Consider the following 16,492-nt stretch of genomic DNA (forward strand, 5'->3'; position numbering starts at 1 on the left):
TGGGCGATAGCCCCCGGCCACGGGATAAACGGATTATACGATTAAGCTACAGAACAATGCGGTTACGGGCCCCCTATTCGGGTATGGCACGGCGAAACCGTACCGACGACCGCAGCAATGCTACCGAATCGAAATTCTACCTCCCAGCCGGCGTCGCCCCGCCGTTCGAGGCCAGTCGGGTCGCGGCCATCTGGGCGACGCTGTTCGACCGTCGCGTCTGAACCGTGCAAGATCGAACCGGAGTCCCGGAGTCGACCCACACGACTCACCGACTCAGTTAAGCCACCACACCGCCATTGCTACGATCCCGGTAGCAGACGTCGCAAGATGGTCACTGCGCGTCGCGTGGCCGTCCGATCGCAGGGCTCGACACGCCGAAATCACCACCCGACAGAACAATGGCGGATATCAAAGCGGTCGTCCGAGTCGAACACCCCGACATAGTCCTCACGAAGACGGTCGCGCACGACCGGAGTTCGACCGTCGAGTCGGTGTCGGAGGCAGGAACCGACCCGACGTCGGGGAAGTTCTTCTATCACATCGCGTCGGCCGATCTCGACCGGTTCGAGGACGGGTTGCGCAACGACGACACCGTCGGCGAATTCGAGCGCGTCACCGAAACCGGAGACGAGACGGCGATCTACACCTTCGAGTATACGGACGAAGCGAAGGTCGTCTCACCGGTGATTTCGGCCGCGAACGGCGTCACCCTCGACATGGAGAACGACGGGAGCGCCTGGATGTTGACAGTGTGGATGCCCGACCGAACGGACCTGGTCCACCTCTGGGACTATGCACAACGGAACGACATCGGGATCGAACTGCTGCGGGTGAACGAATACGCGAGTCTGGGGAAGACGGAGGCTGGGTTGACCGATAGCCAGCGAGAGGCACTCCTCGTCGCATTCGACGCGGGGTATTTCGAGGAACCGCGAAGCGCAACCCTGAGCGACGTCGCCGCCGAACTGGACATCTCTCAACCTGCGGCCAGTGGTCTCCTTCGACGTGGAATCAGGCGACTCGTCGCATCGTCCCTCCTGGATCCCGAGCGGGAGTGATCGACGGTCGTGGCCGCGATAGACGTCCCGGAGTGTGCGCCCGGAACACTACCGGGCGAGAACCTCCCGATAGACTCGGGTGGGCTGAAAGCCGAACGTCCGTGGGCCGGACCTCGACGGACGAGGGAGTTACTCGGTTTCGAGAGCGTCGTAGATCTCGCGGTGTTCGTCCCTGTCAGCCCGGGCGACCCGCGAGACGAGTTCCCCACGAACGTCCGCCATCACGTCGTCGGGAGGGGTGTCGGCCGGTCGATCCAGTCCGTCCGCAACCAGGTCGTCCCGCCACCGTTCGACGACGGCCGCCAAATCGACCGCCGTCGTCCGTGTCCGGAGATAGTGGCCCTCGTCGACCGTCGTCTCGTCCGTTCCGAACCGCTTCAGTATCCCTCTGATCTCGTCGTCGTAGTCGAACCGATACCCGTTGAGCAGGTAGAACACGGCCGTCGCGTTGAGTGCGGTGCGCTTGTTGCCGTCCACGAACGGATGATTGGCGACGAGGAGTCGAAGCGACTGGAACGCCGTCTCGTGAATCGTCTCGGGACCCGACCCGAAGCTCCGTCCGCCGACGTACTCGAGTGCGAATTCGACATCGCCACGGCTCCGGACTCCCGGACTGGTGTCGGAATACTCCGAGACGATGTCCTCGTGGATGTCGAGAACGTCCCCGACCGACGGATACCAGACGGTCATCGCCGGAGTCTCGTGCTGGACGGACCTGTTCTTTTCTCTCTACGACGGTCCGAAGCCCGGCGGTACGCCGCCGGTCGCCGTGAACAGACCGGGGGGTATCGAGAGGACGACAGAACCGGTCGAGAATCTACCCGCAGATCCGGTGGACGTAGATACCGCGTCCGTCGGCCGATCGGTCCGAAGGATCCGGTAGATCGTGGATTCACTCGCGCAGCGTACAAGATCGATGTGCGCCCGGAACACTACCGGGCGAGAATCTACTAGTAGGCGCAGTGAAAGTGGAATATAATATTCGGGGTCGAAACGCGCTAAGGCGTCGGTTGTCTCCTTTTCCGCTCGGGTCGGATTTCGACCGATTGCGCGACGGCGCCAAAGAAGTATAAACGAAGACGGCCCTATATCGTAGCATGACGATTACCCGCGACGAGGATATTCTCGGAGGAGAGCCGCGTATCGATGGGACCAGAGTCGGGGTTCGTCACGTTGCTGCGCGGGTGATAGACTCCGGTCAGTCGCCGGCGTACGTCGCTGACCAACTCGATGTCTCGCTCGCAGCGGTGTACGAGGCACTCTCGTACTACTATGACCACATCAAGGAGATGCGTGAACTCGAACAGAAAAACGAAGATGCGTTCGATCGGGTTCGAGAGTCCTCGCTGAAGCCGAAAGAGACTATCCAGTGACGGGTGCCCGGATTCTCCTAGACGAACACGTTGGCCGCATCTTTGAGCGGTTACTCCGTGAGCGAGGATACGATGTGGTTCAGGCCAAAGACGAGTTCGGAGAGTAGACCGATGACGTCGAACTACTTCGGTGGTGTGACAGCGAAGGGGGTAGTCTTGGTCACGAACAACGCCAAGGATTTCGAACCGCTCCACCGGACCACAGAACACGCCGGAATGCTGTTGTACTACGATCAGAAGCTTCCCGATAGTGATCCCGAGGGGCTTGCCCGGACAGTAGACGAGGTGTTCAATCAGTACGGCTCGCGGGATATCGAGAACGAACTCGTTGATCTCGACGAGTGGTATGACTGGCTCCACGAGTGACTGAGCGAGTGAAAGTGTACGCCCGGAACACTACCGGCCGAGTTTCTACTAGTAGGCTCGGTGGAAGTGATCTGGGTACGAACCCGGCCGGACGTTCAAGTATGGTGGCGCCGTAGCTTACAGTATGAGCCAGGTGACGAGACGTATCGTGCAGGAACTCCACGACGAGCCACACCTCGAAGGGCGGCGGATTACTGTTCAGTTCATCAAAGAACAAGTCGAGGAGCGTGGACTCGATCCGAGAACGGTCGCAGATCGCCATGAGCTCGACGTGGCTGATGTCTACCGGGCACTCACCTATTACCACGATCACCCCGGGGAGATGCGGGCGATCGAACGCCAGCGTCAATCCGTGACCGACGAACACGACCACCTGACGACCGACCCCGACGACGTTCGAGACTAATGGGGTATCGCATTCTAGCTGACGAAAACGTCGAACAGGCGACGATCAACTATCTGCAGAAACTCGATCACGATGTCGAGTGGATCGGCGATGTCGAGGAACTCGGCCTCGGTGCTGACGACGAATCGATCGCTGCCTACGGACGCGAAACGACCCGTCTCATTCTCACACAGGATGACGACTTCTTCACCCAGATGGATGTCGAAGATACTGCTGGGATTCTCTTTCAGAAAGATCAGACGCTTTCGGCCCGAGAAGTAGGGGACATCGTACACGAACTCTCCGGGTATATCGATCAGTCTGACGTGACGCTCGAATACGTGAGCCGAAGCTGGCTGTAATTCGCTGATTCTCCACGCTAAGGACAACACTCGGACCGAAATGTACGCCCGGAACACTAACGTCCGGCCTCATCCCTGGCAGCGTGCCGTGTCGGCCGGCTAACCCTCGTGCCGGGCGGCCGTCGGATGCGTGGGACGGCGCCACGTGTAGCGTGCCCGGGTTCGCCGCGCGGTCATCGCGCCCTGATGGGCGTGCTCGGGCGGGGACTGAAGGCACGCACGGCGGGGTACGCCCCCCAGGCGGTAACGTCTTGCGGACCGGTCGGGTCAGTAGACGTAGTCGGACTCGGGGACGTTGACGTACCCGCCTCGGAGTCGCCGTTTCCGCCAGCGGTATCCCACGAGGAGTTTGATCGCGTCCCACCCGGCCGCGAACTTGCGCTCGAACAGCCGGTAGCCCGACTCCTCGGCGAGCATCTTGCGTGCGGTGCGGAAGACCCGGTCCCAGTCGTCGGGGCCGTACGCCGCGGTCATGTCGGCCATCGTCACGTTCCGGAGAATCTCGTCCTCGATGGCGTCCTTCCAGGCGTCGTTGTAGCCGGAGAGGTCGCCCGAGCCGGCCAGTTCGCCCGCGATGCTCCCGGTGCGGACGGCCACGTGGTCGCCCCCCTCGTGGAACGCGGAGGTGGTGCCCATCGCGCCGCCGACGACCGCGATGCCGGCGTCGACGGGGGAGTCGACGGGTCTGGTCGAGGAGATGGGATACGTCTCGGTGCCCGCGGACTTGCCCCGGTCCTCGACCAGCGGGAAGTCCTCGGGGACGTCGTACTCGTCGCCGTACTCGTGTTCGAGGAGGCGACGGAGGTACTCGCTCCCCCCCGGAACCGACTCGTCGTCCGGCCGGACGAGGGCGTACGACGCCGGATCCGTCACGTCGTCCAGGTCGAGGCCGATGGGCATGGTGAGGCCGATCCGGGCCACGTCGTCGTCGTTGGGGAAGATCCACGGATAGGCGGTGTGACCGGGGATGTACCCCCACCAGAACGTGATGGCTCCGCGGAGGTCCTCCGCGACGGCCGGCGGCAGCTTTCGGTGTTCCTGATACGCGATGTGGTTGGCCGTCGTCGTCCCGAGGCGGTCGGTCACCGGGTAGGGCAGGTAGCGGTCCAGCACGCGGTTGGTGACGGTTCGCTGTGGGCCGTCCGCGAGGATCACGACGTCGGCGGTCACCGCGTCGCCGTCGGCCAGCCGGAGCGTGTGCCGCGGGTCGGCGTCGAGCGTCGTCTCCACGTCCCGCACGGAGACGCCGACGCGGTAGTCGGCGCCCGCCGTCTCGGCGCGCTCCCGAAGCCAGTCGTCGAACCGGGCGCGGTGGAAGGTGTAGCCGAAGTTGTCGTACGAGGAGTCGATGCCGGTGCTTCGGAGGGTACAGGACTCCGACGGGCCGACGAACTCCGCGCGGTCGAGTTCCGACAGCAGGACGCCGTCGGGGAACTCGTCGGGGTGGATGCCCATGATGTCGACCCAGTAGTCGAGGATGCCGGCGGCGTCCGTCGAGTCCGGGCCGAGGCCTGTCCGATCCTCGCGGGGGACCCCCTTCTCGAGGACGAGCGCGGACGCACCGGTCGCCGCCGCCGCGCGCGCTGCCGCCGACCCGGCGGGGCCGCCGCCGACGACGGCTACGTCGACGTGTTCCATACCCTACGTCCTGGCGGGCGACTGTATTAATGGCCCGGAACGCGACGCGGCCCGGCGGCCGGGGCCCCGTCCCGCGGTCGTCCCCCGAGGGACTATAACGGAGGCGGGAGCAACCCCCTCCATGACCGATCCGGACGTCGTCGTCCTGCGGCAGAAAGTTCACGGCATGGCCCCCGAAGCGTACGGCGCGAAACTCCGCGACCGACTCCCCGACCACGAGGTGGCCGTCGCGACCACGCCCGACGAGGAGCGGGACCTGCTTCGCCGGACTCGGGTGGCGACCGGCATCAGCTTCGACCCCGAGTGGCTGGAGGTGGCCGAGAACCTCGACCTCTTCGCCTGCGCCTTCGCCGGCACGGGACACCTCGACGTGGACGCGCTGGAGGCCGCCGGAGTCGCCGTCACCAACGCGGCCGGCGTCCACGGCCCAAACATCTCGGAGTACGTCGTCGGCGCCCTGGTCGGCCACGAACGCCGGTTCAGGCTCGCCCGGGAGCGACAGGAGCGCGCCCACTGGGAGGCCTACCCCGTCGGCGAACTCCACGGGAGTACGGCCGCCGTCGTCGGCCTGGGCGCCATCGGCTCCGCCCTCGTGGAGCGACTCCACCCCTTCGGCGTCGAGACGATCGGCGTCCGCTACACCCCCGAGAAGGGCGGCCCGACCGACGAAGTGGTCGGCTTCGACGAGGTACACTCCGCCCTCGCCCGCGCGGACTACGTGATCCTCGCCTGCCCGCTCACCGACACCACTCGCGGCCTGATCGACGCCGACGCCCTGGCGTCGATGCGCGCGGACGCCCTGCTCGTGAACGTCGCCCGCGGCCCCGTCGTCGACACCGACGCGCTGGTGACGGTGCTGCGGGACGGGGACATCCGCGGGGCGACCCTCGACGTGACCGACCCCGAACCGCTGCCCGCGGACCACCCGCTCTGGTCGTTCGACGACGTCCAGATAACCCCGCACAACGCCGGCAACACGCCGAAGTACTACGACCGCCTCGCCGACATCCTCGTGGAGAACCTGCGGCGGATCGAGGAGGGAATCGACGAACTGGAGAACCAGGTCGTCTAGCGCTCCGGCGGCGCCACGTCGTTCCGAAGCGTCCCCACGCCCTCGTAGGTGATCTCGACCGTGTCGCCGGGGTCGACGGTGCCGGGGTTGGCCGGACTGCCGAACGCGATCACGTCGCCGGGGCGGAAGGTGAACCGCTCCGAGAGGAAAGAGACGATTTCGTAGGGGTCGAACAGCATGAGTTCCGTGTTGGCCTCCTGCCGGCGCTCGCCGCTCACGTCGGTGTGCATGTCGATCCCGTGGGGGTCGAGGTCCGTCTCGATCCACGGCCCCAGCGGGCCGGATCCGTCGAAGGCCTTGCGGGCCGTCCGCCCGGGCTGATCGAGGGCGTCGACGTCGTTCATGATGGTGTAGCCCCGGACGACCTCGGGGACCTCCTCGGGGTCAAGGCGGTGACACCGCTCGTCGATCACGGCACAGAGTTCGCCGGCGTAGGTGACCTCCTCGGAGAACGTCGGGTAGGGGATCGGCTCCCCGTGAGCGACGACGGAGGCCGGCGGCTTGATGAAGAAGGCCGGCTGATCGGGCACGTCGTACTCCATCTGGTCGAGCGTCTCGGCGAAGTTCCGGCCGACGCAGTAGAGCGCCGAGGGATCGCAGGGGGCGGCGAGTGCGCCGTCCTCGCCGACGACGAACCGTCCCGCGTCCGTCTCGACGGCACCGTCCCGGTACTCGCCGGTGTACACCTCGCCATCGACCGCGATGCGTGCGAGTTTCATACGCCCCCGTCCCGGCCGACCGACAAACCGCTTGTGGAACGGCGGCGAAACGGTTTTGTATGACAAACGGTAACGATGGACGTACCCCTACCCGCGGCCCCCGATCCACGCCAGTTTTTACCCGTCGGCCGGAACCGGGAGGTAATGGACTCCGAACTTCGCGACCGCGTCGAACGAGCCGCGCGGACGCACGCGCTCCTCAACGCGGTGAAGTACGACAGCGACGCCGACGTGGGTGCGGTCATGGGGCCGCTGATGGGCGAGAACCCCGACTTCCGCGACCACGCCGACGAGATTCCGGGCGTCGTCGGGAGCGTCGTCGCCGAGGTGAACGACCTCTCGCCCGCGGAGCGGCGGGCGGAACTCGAGGAACTCGCACCCGAGGAACTGGCCGCAATCGAGAGCGAGGACGAAGGCGAGGACCACCCCCTCCCCGACCTGCCGAACGTCGACGACGGCGTGGTCATGCGCGCCGCGCCGAACCCCAACGGCCCGTGGCACCTCGGCCACGCCCGGATGCCCGCCGTCATCGGGACGTACAAGGAGCGCTACGACGGCCGATTCGTCTGCCGGTTCGACGACACCGATCCCGAGACCAAGCGCCCCGACCTCGACGCCTACGACGCCATCCTCGACGCCATCGAGTACCTCGGCTTCGAACCCGACGAGGTGTTGCGGGCCAGCGACCGCCTGGAGACCTACTACGACCACGCCCGCGAACTGATCGACCGGGGCGGCGCGTACACCTGCTCCTGCCCGCAGGGGGAGTTCTCCGACCTGAAGAACGCTGGCGAGGCCTGCCCGCACCGGGAGAAAGAGGCCGAGCAGACGAAACGAGAGTTCGAGGCGATGGTCGACGGGAACTACTCGGCGGGCGAGATGACCCTCCGGGTCCGCACCGACATCACCCACAAGAACCCCGCGTTGCGCGACTGGGTGGCCTTCCGGATGATCGACCGCCCGCATCCCCGGCCCGAGGCGGCCGAGTACCGCTGCTGGCCCATGCTCGATTTCCAGTCCGGCGTCGACGACCACCTCACCGGCGTCACGCACATCATCCGCGGCATCGACCTGCAGGACTCCGCGAAGCGCCAGCGGTTCGTCTACGACTACTTCGACTGGGAGTACCCCGAAGTGGTCCACTGGGGGCACGTCCAGGTCGACGAGTACGACGTGACCCTCTCCACCTCGACGATCAAGGAACTGATCGACGCGGGGGAACTCGACGGCTGGGACGACCCCCGGGCGCCCACCCTCGCCAGCCTCCGGCGTCGGGGGATCCGCGGCCAGGCCATCGTCGACGCGATGATCGAACTCGGCACCTCGACGAGCAACGTCGAACTGTCGATGAGCGCCGTCTACGCGAACAACCGCGACCTGATCGACGACGACGCGAACCGCTATTTCTTCGTCCGGGACGGGGTCGAGGTGACCGTCGAGGGCGGCCCGGACGCCGGCCACCCGCCGGTCCACCCCGAACACGAGGAGCGGGGGCGCCGGGACGTGCCGATGTCGGGCGCCGTGCTCGTCGAACCCGCGGATCTCCCGGCTCCGGGCGACCGCGTCTGGCTGAAGGGCTACGGCTGCGTCCGCCGCGTCGACGACCGGTTCGAGTACGTCGGCGACGACATCGCCGCCGTCCGCGAGGAGGACGTGCCGGTGGTCCACTGGGCGCCCGCCGAAGAGGGCGTCCCCCTGCGCCTGCGGACGATGGACGGCGACGTGACGGGGGTCGCCGAACCCGCCATCGCGGACGCCGCCGTCGACGACGTCGTGCAGTTCGAGCGTGTGGGCTTCGCCCGCGTCGACGACCACGCCGACGACGGGACGGTCGCGTACTTCGCCCACGAGTAACGGGCGAACGTTTATTTTTGCCGTCACCAACGGGGCCGTATGGCACACCCACCCGCGCAGGCCCGTGCGGACGCGATCCCGCACTGGTACGGCGACGACGACGTACTGACGCTCGTCGACGGCGACGGCGTCACCGTCTACGACGACGAGGGCGACGCGTATCTCGACTTCATCTCACAGCTCTACTGTGTCAACGCGGGCCACGGCGAGGACCGGATCGTCGACGCCATCACGGAACAGGCGTCGAAGCTCTCCTACGTCGCCTCGTCGAAGGGAAACGACGCGCGGTCGGCGCTCGCCGCCCGGATCGCCGACGTCGCGCCCGGCGACCTCGGCGACGTCTACTTCTCGGTCTCCGGGAGCGAGGCCAACGAGTCCGCCGTCCAGTTCGCGCGGGAGTTCACCGGCGGGCGGAAGGTGCTCACGCGCTACCGGTCGTACCACGGCGCGACCTACGGCGCGGCCTCGCTGACGGGCGATCCGGAGACGCGGAACGCGATGGGGCGGCAGGCCGAGACGACCGGCGCGGCGAAGTTCCTGCCGCCGCTGACTCACCACTCGCCGTTCGACGGTGACACGCCCGAGGAGGTCGCCCGACAGGCCGCCGATCACCTGGAGTACGTGATCCACAACGAGGGGCCGGACTCCGTGGCGGCGGTCCTGATGGAACCCGTCGGCGGGACCAGCGGCGCGTATCCGGCACCGGCGGACTACTGGCAGCGCGTGCGCGACGTGTGTGACGAGTACGGCGTCCTCCTGATCGCGGACGAGGTGATCACCGGCTTCGGCCGGTGTGGCGAGTGGTTCGGCATCGAGACCGAGGACGTGGTGCCGGATCTCCTCACCTTCGCCAAGGGGGCGACGAGCGCGTACGTCCCGCTCGCGGGCGTGATCACGAGCCCCGAACTCTCCGCTCACCTCCACGATTCGGGGATCGACGTGGGCCAGACCTTCGCCGGCCACCCGCTCGCGTGTGCCGCGGGCGTGGCGGCCATGGACGTCTACGCGGACGGCCTGATCGAGAACGCGCGGGCCCGGAGCGCCCACCTCGAATCGCGCCTGCGGGACCTCGACGCCCACGACGCCGTCGGCGACGTGCGCGGCCGCGGCCTGCTGTGGGCCGTCGAGTTCACCGATCCCGAGACGGGCGATCCCTTCCATCACCCATGGATCGAGTCGGGGGACAACCCCGTCGACGACGTGATCGACGAGGCCGAACGGCGGGGCGTCCTCGTCGGTGGCGGCCGGCCGCGCACCCAGGTCGTCGTCGCGCCGCCGCTCCCGGTGACCGACGCGGAGATCGACACGGCGGTCGACGCACTCGACGAGGCCATCGCGGCGGTCTTCTAGCCGGGCGTCGCAGGGAGGTCCCAGCGGCGACCCGAAGCCCCGTCGGCGTTGGAGGATCGCGACGTCGACGCACTCGGCGAACTTGACGGCTACTGGATCTGCTCGCACTCGGGCCGAGCCGACGGTCTCGACGAGTGTCACGTCGTCAATCTGACGGGGATCACGTCAGGGAGAACGGGAAGAACGTCTTCTCACGTGGTACGAGCCGAGGGAGTACGACGGGAGGAGAGCCGGCACACTCCTCGACCTGGTCACCCACGCCGGAGCCCGGCGTGAACCGCCTCGGGGTCAAGCCCCGAGGCACTCGCCTCGTCTCTTCTGTAGAAGACTGGAACCGGGCAGAGCAGCCGCTCGCGTTCACGTTTCGGTAGTGAAGCGCGTTCGAGAGGCCGTAAAACCCCCCGAAACACTTATTTTCAGAGTGGGGTTGGAGGGATTTGAACCCCCGATCGACTGATATCTCCGGTTGCGCCTCGGTACTCCAGAGGGTCGTCGTCGCGCGGCGATGATCAGTCGCGCGCTCGGTATATCAGTCTGGAGTGTCGTCACCGGGCGTGGCCTCTGGAGTCAGTCGCCATGCCGGGCTTGGCCACAACCCCTCGCTACTCCGTTACCCGAAGGACGGTAAAGGGATTTCGGTTATCGGTCGTCGGCCGCCCAGTCGCAGTCCTGACATTTGTAGCCGGTGATCAACTCGGTGACCGACGGCATGTAGGAGACGGCGAGGACGTCGCCGCCGCAGTCCGGACACTGCCGGTCGGCGTCCTCGATGCCGTCGGCCTCCATCGGCGGTTCGCCCTCGATCAGTTCGGCCAGGCGCTCGGGGGTGACCATGCGCCCCTGGACGACGCGGTTGGACATACATCGTCCGAGAGCGCGAAGACAGGTAAGCCCTGCGTAGGCCCTCCGACCGGTGCCGACGGACGGGTCGGCCGCCGCGGGGAGGCGGGGGACCGACGACCGGTAACTTTTGGTACTATGGAGTGGTACGGATCGGTACGGACCACCCCAACATGCACGTGGGAGTAGCCGGTAAACACAGCCGCGAGGTGTGGAACCCGTGACCGCACCGTACAGTTACGACGGGATGCTCGATCTGGGACCGGAGGAGGGATCCACCTACGTCTGTTCCAGATGCGAGTCCACGTTCGACGACGATCACTACCTCTGTCCGGTCTGTGGGACGCTCACGCTGGAGCGACGCTCCCGGTCGGAGTCCTGACGGCGAGTCGCCGGGAGCGATCCCCGCGGACCGGTCCCGTGCGGGAGAACTGATTTGAGGGAGCCTCCGAAAGGTACCGTAACCGTCCCGGAGAGACGTTCCAATGACCTCGTCACCACCCTGCGTCCTCGTCGTCGAAGACGAGACCGAACTGGCCGAACTGTTCGCCGAGTGGCTCTCGGAGGACTACGACGTTCGCGTCGCGACGAGCGGCGAGGCAGCCCTCGAACGGGTCGACGAGGACGTCGACGTGGTGTTGCTCGACCGGCTGATGCCCGGCATCTCCGGCGACGAGGTGCTCGAACGGATCCGCGACCGAGGCCTCTCGGTGCGGGTCGCCATGGTGACGGCCGTCGAACCCGACTTCGACGTCCTCGAACTGGGCTTCGACGACTACGTCGTCAAGCCGCTCTTCCGGGAGGACATCCGCCGACTCGTCCGTGGCCTCCTCGAACGCGACGAGTACGACCGCACCCTCTCGGATCTGTTCGCCGCCGCCTCGAAACTGGCCGCCCTCGACTCCCACAAGACCGAGGAGGAACTCGCCGAGAGCGAGGAGTACGACCGACTCAGAGCCGAGTTCGAGCGGGCGCGCGACCGGATCGACGAACTGGAGTCGGAGATGACCGAGGAGGACTTCGAGGCCGTGTTCTACGACTTCGACCGGGTCGATCTGTGAGGGGCGTCGCCACAGCCGCGTCGTCTAACGGATTCGGGACGCGTTTCGAGGATCGTACCAATCGACATTTGCCTCGCGCCGTTGACAGTCCGGTGTATGGTACGACCCGAATTCGGAGTGTCGACGCCCCCGTCGATGCGAGTAACCAACACGCGAGCGACAGAGACAGCGCGCCCACCGACCCGTGGGGAGTCCGCCGGACCGGGGGCGGTGCGATGAGCGTGAGCAACACGACCGCGAGCGGTGGAGGGTCGCTCGTGGACCTGCCGGAGAACCCCGTCGGCTACGTCGCCATCCTCCTCGCGGCGGTGACGGGCGTCATCCACCTCGTGTTGGCGCCGCGAGTGATCGGATTCAGTCAGACCCTCGCCATCCTCTTCGCGCTCAACGGCCTCGGCTTCGCGGGCGGCATCGTCGTCTACCTGACGCGATACTGGCGCCGTGAACTGTACCTGGTCGCCGCCGGGTACGCCCTCGTCACCTTCCTCGCCTTCTTTTTCTTCGGCGGGTTCGAGGGGTTCGTCTCCGCGTTCTACATGGGCGGCGAACTCAACGTGATGGCCGTCGTCGCCAAGGCGGCCGAGGTGCTGTTCGCGGTGGCGACCCTGTATCTGTACACGAGTTCCGAGCCCTGATCGGATCGCCGTCGCCCGGACTCAGGCGTCCGGGCCGTCGAACACCTTGCCGGGGTTCATGATCCCGGCCGGATCCAGCGCCTTCTTGACCGACCGCATCGCGTCGACCGCGGCCTCTCCGTGTTCGGCCACGAGGTAGTCCTGCTTGCCGAGGCCGATGCCGTGTTCGCCCGTCGAGGTCCCGCCGAGTTCGATGGCGCGCTCGACGATCTTTCGGGACACCTCCTTCCCGTGGGCCACGTCCTCGGGGTCGTCGGGGTCGACCATCACCGCGTAGTGGAGGTTGCCGTCGCCGGCGTGGCCGAAACAGGGGATGGGAAAGCCCTCCTGCTCCCCGAGTTCCTTCGCGTAGCGGATGATGCCCGGATACTCGCTGATGGGAACGGTCACGTCGCCGGGGGTCAGCGGCGAGCGGTCGTCCTCGTACGGTTCGAGCGCCTCGGCCAGTTCCCGTCGCGCCGCCCAGAGTTCGTCCATCCCGCGGTCGTTCTCGGCCACCTCGAACTCGGTCACGCCGTGGGCGTCGAACACCGTGCGGCAGAACTCGATTTCGTCCTCGATGCCGTGGTCGGCGTGGAACTCGACGAACACCATCGGCACGTCGGGGAGGTCGGTGTCGAGGTGGGCGTTCGACATCGCGGCGCTCAGGCGGTCGATGAGTTCGATCTTCGCCACGTCGACGCCGGAGCGGACGGCGTCGAACACCGCCTCCGCCGCGTCGTCGAGCGTCTCGAAGTGCGCGCGGCCGCCACGGATCTGCTGGGGGCGCCCGGCCAACTTGATCGTCACGCGCGTGATGACGCCCAGCGTCCCCTCGCTGCCGACGATCAGGTCGCCGAGGTCGTAGCCGCTCGACGTCTTGACCGCCCTGCTCCCCGTCGTGATGACCTCGCCGGTCGGGAGGACGACCTCCATCCCGAGCACCCAGTCGCTCACCTCGCCGTATTTCACCGTCTTCATGCCGCTGGCGTCGTTGGCGAGCATCCCGCCGATGGTCGAGATGGCGCCCGAGGAGGGGAGCGCCGGCAGAAAGAGGCCGTGTTTCGCCACCGCCTCGTTGACGTCGTCGCCGAGGATGCCCGGCTGGACGTCGACCTGCAGGTCGTCCGGGCGCACGTCGAGGACGGCGTCCATCCGGGTCATGTCGAGGGTGATGCCGCCCTGGATGGGGACGGCGTTGCCCTCCAGACTCGTGCCCGCGGCGTAGGGCGTGACGGGGACGCCGTGGTCGGTCGCCGCCCGGAGGACCGACGCGACGTCCTCGGTGGACTCGGGCCAGACCACCACGTCGGGGCGGACGCCCTCCTCGCGGGGCGTCCCCCAGTCGTGGGAGCGCTGTTCGCGGTCGGCGTCCCCGACGGAGACCTGATCGGCCGCGAGGCCGAGGTCGTCGAGGAAGGTGGTGTCGTGGTGCATGTCCTGCCCCTACTCGGGCCGAACCAAAGGACTTGTCGTCCCGAGCGACCTTCAAAATATCACGTATGAGAATTGAATGAAGCGTTTATGTCTCTCACCGGGGTAGGAGGGGATATGATCGACGGGGACGGGCACTCGGTGGCGGAGGCGACGGGGAGCCGGGGGGCCCGCCTCGCAGGGCGTCGTGATCCCGACTGCCACGGGAGGGATGCCGGGGGATGCGGCCGCCGTTGACCCGCCTCGACGACCGGGGCGTCTCCGAGGTCGTCGGCTACGTACTGCTCATCGGGGTGGTCACCGTCGGTATCGTCTCGATACTGTTGCTCGGTGGGTCGCTGGTCGACGACATCAAAGGCGATATCGACGACCAGAGCACGGACGTCTCGCTCGGGAGCGCCAACGAACGCCTCTCGGCACTCTCGGGGACGCGTGTGAACTCGACGCGGTTCGAACTCCGGGGAAAGAACCCGACCGACGTTCGGGTCAGGTCGAACGCGTCGAGTGGCCACATCCAACTGTCGGTCAACGGCGGCCGGTGTACTGCGACGCTCCCGCTGTCGACTATCGAGTACGACCGTGAGGGTGCCCGAGGCTCCGTCGGGCTGCAGGCCGGCGGCCAGTTCACGCGCAGCGCGGACGGCGAGTCGAGCGCCGTGGTCGAACCGCCGTCGTTCACGGCCGACAACGGGACGCTGGACATCACGACGTACGACGTGACCGGCCACATCGACGACCGAACGGTTCGGTTCACGAAGAACACCAACCTGTCCGAGACGCGGAGCCGCACGGTCGGAGAACGGCTCACGCACGGCCATCCGTCGTGTAACCGTCCGGACAACGTGACCGTCACCGTCGAGTCCCGGTATTACGGGGCGTGGGCGGACCACCTAGCCGACGAGACGGGACGGCCGGTGACCACGGACCCAGCCAACGGCACGGCGCGCGTGTATCTGAACCAGTCCTGGCTGCCGTCGCGGGCGAACGACGCCACGAACCACGTCGTCAATCTGAGCGACGCCTCGATGGCGTCAGTCACGTCGAACGGCGCACCGACGAGCGCCCCGTCGTACACCTACAGCACCACGACGGACACCCTCCAGGTCGACAAGGGCGTCGGGAACAACTACACCGCCGTCGCCCTACCGCTCGGCAACGGGACGCAGTCGAGTTCCATCCGCGAGGTCGACGGCGACACCGTCTACAGACGCCCCATCGACGTCGTGTTCGTCATCGACGAGTCGGGGTCGATGGCGGGCGACAAGGCCGACGCCACGAAAGACGCCGCCAGGAACTTCGTCGGCGCGATCAACGCATCGAGCGACCGCGTCGCGTTCGTCGGATTCAACGACTCCTCCACGTACCACCGCATCGAGGGAGAGAACGACTTTTTCACCAACGATACGGCACACGCCAACGCGACCATCGACACCTACGTCGCCGACGGTGGCACCGCGATCAACACCGGACTCGACAAGGCGAACACGGTCCACGACTTCCGCGCCCGCGCCGGTGCGCAGAAGGTGGTGATCCTGCTCTCGGACGGGGAGAACAGCGACGACTCCGACGACGACCGGACGCTCGATCAGTCCGAGCGGGCCGCCGAGAACAACGTCACCGTCTTCACCATCGGCTTCGGCAACCCCGACGAGGAGCTGTTGCGCGACGTGGCGAACGACACCGGCGGCACCTATCGGTTCGCCGACAATGCGACCGAGCTCAACGACGTCTTCCAGAACATCCTGTCGAACATCACGAGCGTGAGCGCCATCGTCCACCGGCCGACCACGGCGCAGTTATCCATCGGCGGGCGACGGATCGAGCCCGCACTCGGCTACTCGAACCCGGACATCAACCGGATCAACGGCTCGTACGACATCAACGACCCGCGGTACCGTGGTGGCTTCGAGTTCTCCGCTTCGGCGTCCGACGGGAATCTCATCAACGTCACCGCCGTCTCGTACGACTGCGAACCCGACGCCTACGAACTGACCGACGTGTTCGTCACCAACGAGACGACGAACCAGCCGTACCGACGGGTCCGGTGTACCGACGTGGACAACTCGTCCAGGCAGGTGGTGAGCCCCGACGAGGCACAGGTCTTCCTCGACGGGGCGAACGTCAGCGAACTGCCCGATGACGACGAGGCGTGGTACCAGGCCGACCTGGTCAACGACACGCTGGCGCCGTACATTTCCGACGGCGAACTCGAACTCGAAAGCAACGAGGCGGTGATCGTCTTCGAGTACACCGCGGACGGCGAGACCAGTCGGATCGTCCTGCTCTATCAGATCGGGCTGGACGAATCAGGGTCAGTCACCGAGATCTTCGACGTCCGGGAGGTCCACGCGAGCGTCGGCGACTGA

The 16,492-nt window shown here is 66.5% G+C and carries 18 protein-coding genes and 1 tRNA gene; 13 read left to right on the forward strand and 6 right to left on the reverse strand.

What is annotated here, in order from left to right:
- The first annotated feature begins 83 nt into the window (after positions 1–83).
- Both NBT67_RS07020 and NBT67_RS07025 read left to right on the forward strand, forming a co-directional pair.
- On the forward strand, positions 84–221 hold the full coding sequence (locus NBT67_RS07020) for a hypothetical protein (protein ID WP_251344131.1): 138 nt from the start codon (positions 84–86) through the stop codon (positions 219–221).
- A gap of 177 nt (positions 222–398) precedes the next feature.
- A complete protein-coding gene (locus NBT67_RS07025) occupies positions 399–1,058 on the forward strand; it encodes a helix-turn-helix domain-containing protein (RefSeq protein ID WP_251344132.1) in 660 nt (219 codons plus the stop codon).
- Between the two features lie 129 nt (positions 1,059–1,187).
- Here NBT67_RS07025 and NBT67_RS07030 read toward each other — a convergent pair whose 3' ends face one another.
- Positions 1,188–1,748: a type II toxin-antitoxin system death-on-curing family toxin gene (locus tag NBT67_RS07030; protein WP_251344133.1), complete on the reverse strand. Its 561-nt coding sequence runs from the start codon at positions 1,746–1,748 to the stop codon at positions 1,188–1,190.
- A 407-nt stretch (positions 1,749–2,155) separates the two neighbouring features.
- Here NBT67_RS07030 and NBT67_RS07035 point away from each other — a divergent pair, with 407 nt between their 5' ends.
- The 4 genes from NBT67_RS07035 (at position 2,156) to NBT67_RS07050 (ending at position 3,544) form a co-directional block, all read left to right on the forward strand.
- Complete coding sequence (locus NBT67_RS07035) at positions 2,156–2,431, forward strand: DUF433 domain-containing protein (RefSeq protein WP_251344134.1); 276 nt, start codon at positions 2,156–2,158, stop codon at positions 2,429–2,431.
- 57 nt (positions 2,432–2,488) lie between these two features.
- Positions 2,489–2,797, forward strand: coding sequence for a hypothetical protein (locus tag NBT67_RS07040; protein WP_251344135.1), 309 nt, complete (start codon positions 2,489–2,491; stop codon positions 2,795–2,797).
- Positions 2,798–2,921: 124 nt separating this feature from the next.
- Positions 2,922–3,203: a DUF433 domain-containing protein gene (locus tag NBT67_RS07045; RefSeq protein ID WP_251344136.1), complete on the forward strand. Its 282-nt coding sequence runs from the start codon at positions 2,922–2,924 to the stop codon at positions 3,201–3,203.
- Positions 3,203–3,544, forward strand: coding sequence for a DUF5615 family PIN-like protein (locus NBT67_RS07050; protein ID WP_251344137.1), 342 nt, complete (start codon positions 3,203–3,205; stop codon positions 3,542–3,544). Before NBT67_RS07045 ends, NBT67_RS07050 begins: the two co-directional genes overlap by 1 nt.
- Positions 3,545–3,811: 267 nt before the next feature.
- Here the strand turns inward: NBT67_RS07050 and NBT67_RS07055 are convergent, their stop codons facing one another.
- Positions 3,812–5,182: an NAD(P)/FAD-dependent oxidoreductase gene (locus NBT67_RS07055; protein WP_251344138.1), complete on the reverse strand. Its 1,371-nt coding sequence runs from the start codon at positions 5,180–5,182 to the stop codon at positions 3,812–3,814.
- Positions 5,183–5,303: 121 nt separating this feature from the next.
- Between NBT67_RS07055 and NBT67_RS07060 the strand changes: the two genes are divergently transcribed.
- Positions 5,304–6,254, forward strand: a complete 951-nt coding sequence (locus tag NBT67_RS07060; protein ID WP_251344139.1) for a D-2-hydroxyacid dehydrogenase — start codon at positions 5,304–5,306, stop codon at positions 6,252–6,254.
- Here the strand turns inward: NBT67_RS07060 and NBT67_RS07065 are convergent.
- Positions 6,251–6,973 carry a fumarylacetoacetate hydrolase family protein gene (locus NBT67_RS07065; protein WP_251344140.1) on the reverse strand — a complete coding sequence of 241 codons (723 nt, stop codon included), beginning with the start codon at positions 6,971–6,973 and terminating at the stop codon, positions 6,251–6,253. The two genes, NBT67_RS07060 and NBT67_RS07065, sit on opposite strands and share 4 nt — an antisense overlap.
- 144 nt (positions 6,974–7,117) lie before the next feature.
- Here NBT67_RS07065 and NBT67_RS07070 point away from each other — a divergent pair, with 144 nt between their 5' ends.
- Together NBT67_RS07070 and NBT67_RS07075 are read left to right on the forward strand one after the other, a co-directional pair.
- Positions 7,118–8,827 (forward strand): glutamate--tRNA ligase, encoded by a 1,710-nt coding sequence (locus NBT67_RS07070; protein ID WP_251344141.1) that lies wholly within the window; start codon positions 7,118–7,120, stop codon positions 8,825–8,827.
- A 39-nt stretch (positions 8,828–8,866) separates the two neighbouring features.
- Complete coding sequence (locus NBT67_RS07075; protein ID WP_251344142.1) at positions 8,867–10,177, forward strand: aminotransferase family protein; 1,311 nt, start codon at positions 8,867–8,869, stop codon at positions 10,175–10,177.
- Positions 10,178–10,599: 422 nt separating this feature from the next.
- On the opposite strand, the gene NBT67_RS07080 is transcribed toward NBT67_RS07075, so the two are convergent.
- Positions 10,600–10,776: transfer RNA gene (locus tag NBT67_RS07080), tRNA-Trp, on the reverse strand.
- A 40-nt stretch (positions 10,777–10,816) separates the two neighbouring features.
- Positions 10,817–11,038: a DUF5795 family protein gene (locus NBT67_RS07085; RefSeq protein ID WP_251344143.1), complete on the reverse strand. Its 222-nt coding sequence runs from the start codon at positions 11,036–11,038 to the stop codon at positions 10,817–10,819.
- A gap of 199 nt (positions 11,039–11,237) precedes the next feature.
- Between NBT67_RS07085 and NBT67_RS07090 the strand changes: the two genes are divergently transcribed.
- The 3 genes from NBT67_RS07090 to NBT67_RS07100 all read left to right on the forward strand — a co-directional run bounded on the left by NBT67_RS07090 (position 11,238) and on the right by NBT67_RS07100 (position 12,713).
- Entirely contained in the window at positions 11,238–11,399 is a 162-nt protein-coding gene (locus NBT67_RS07090) for a hypothetical protein (RefSeq protein ID WP_251344144.1), read from the forward strand.
- A gap of 103 nt (positions 11,400–11,502) precedes the next feature.
- On the forward strand, positions 11,503–12,078 hold the full coding sequence (locus tag NBT67_RS07095) for a response regulator (protein ID WP_251344145.1): 576 nt from the start codon (positions 11,503–11,505) through the stop codon (positions 12,076–12,078).
- Between the two features lie 215 nt (positions 12,079–12,293).
- A complete protein-coding gene (locus NBT67_RS07100; protein WP_251344146.1) occupies positions 12,294–12,713 on the forward strand; it encodes a DUF7475 family protein in 420 nt (139 codons plus the stop codon).
- Positions 12,714–12,734: 21 nt separating this feature from the next.
- Here the strand turns inward: NBT67_RS07100 and NBT67_RS07105 are convergent, their stop codons facing one another.
- A complete protein-coding gene (locus NBT67_RS07105; RefSeq protein WP_251344147.1) occupies positions 12,735–14,129 on the reverse strand; it encodes an FAD-binding oxidoreductase in 1,395 nt (464 codons plus the stop codon).
- 218 nt (positions 14,130–14,347) lie between these two features.
- On the opposite strand from NBT67_RS07105, the gene NBT67_RS07110 reads away from it, so the two are divergent.
- Positions 14,348–16,492 carry a vWA domain-containing protein gene (locus NBT67_RS07110; RefSeq protein ID WP_251344148.1) on the forward strand — a complete coding sequence of 715 codons (2,145 nt, stop codon included), beginning with the start codon at positions 14,348–14,350 and terminating at the stop codon, positions 16,490–16,492.

Source organism: Haloplanus sp. GDY1, assembly GCF_023703775.1.
In the GTDB taxonomy this organism is placed as follows: domain Archaea; phylum Halobacteriota; class Halobacteria; order Halobacteriales; family Haloferacaceae; genus Haloplanus; species Haloplanus halophilus.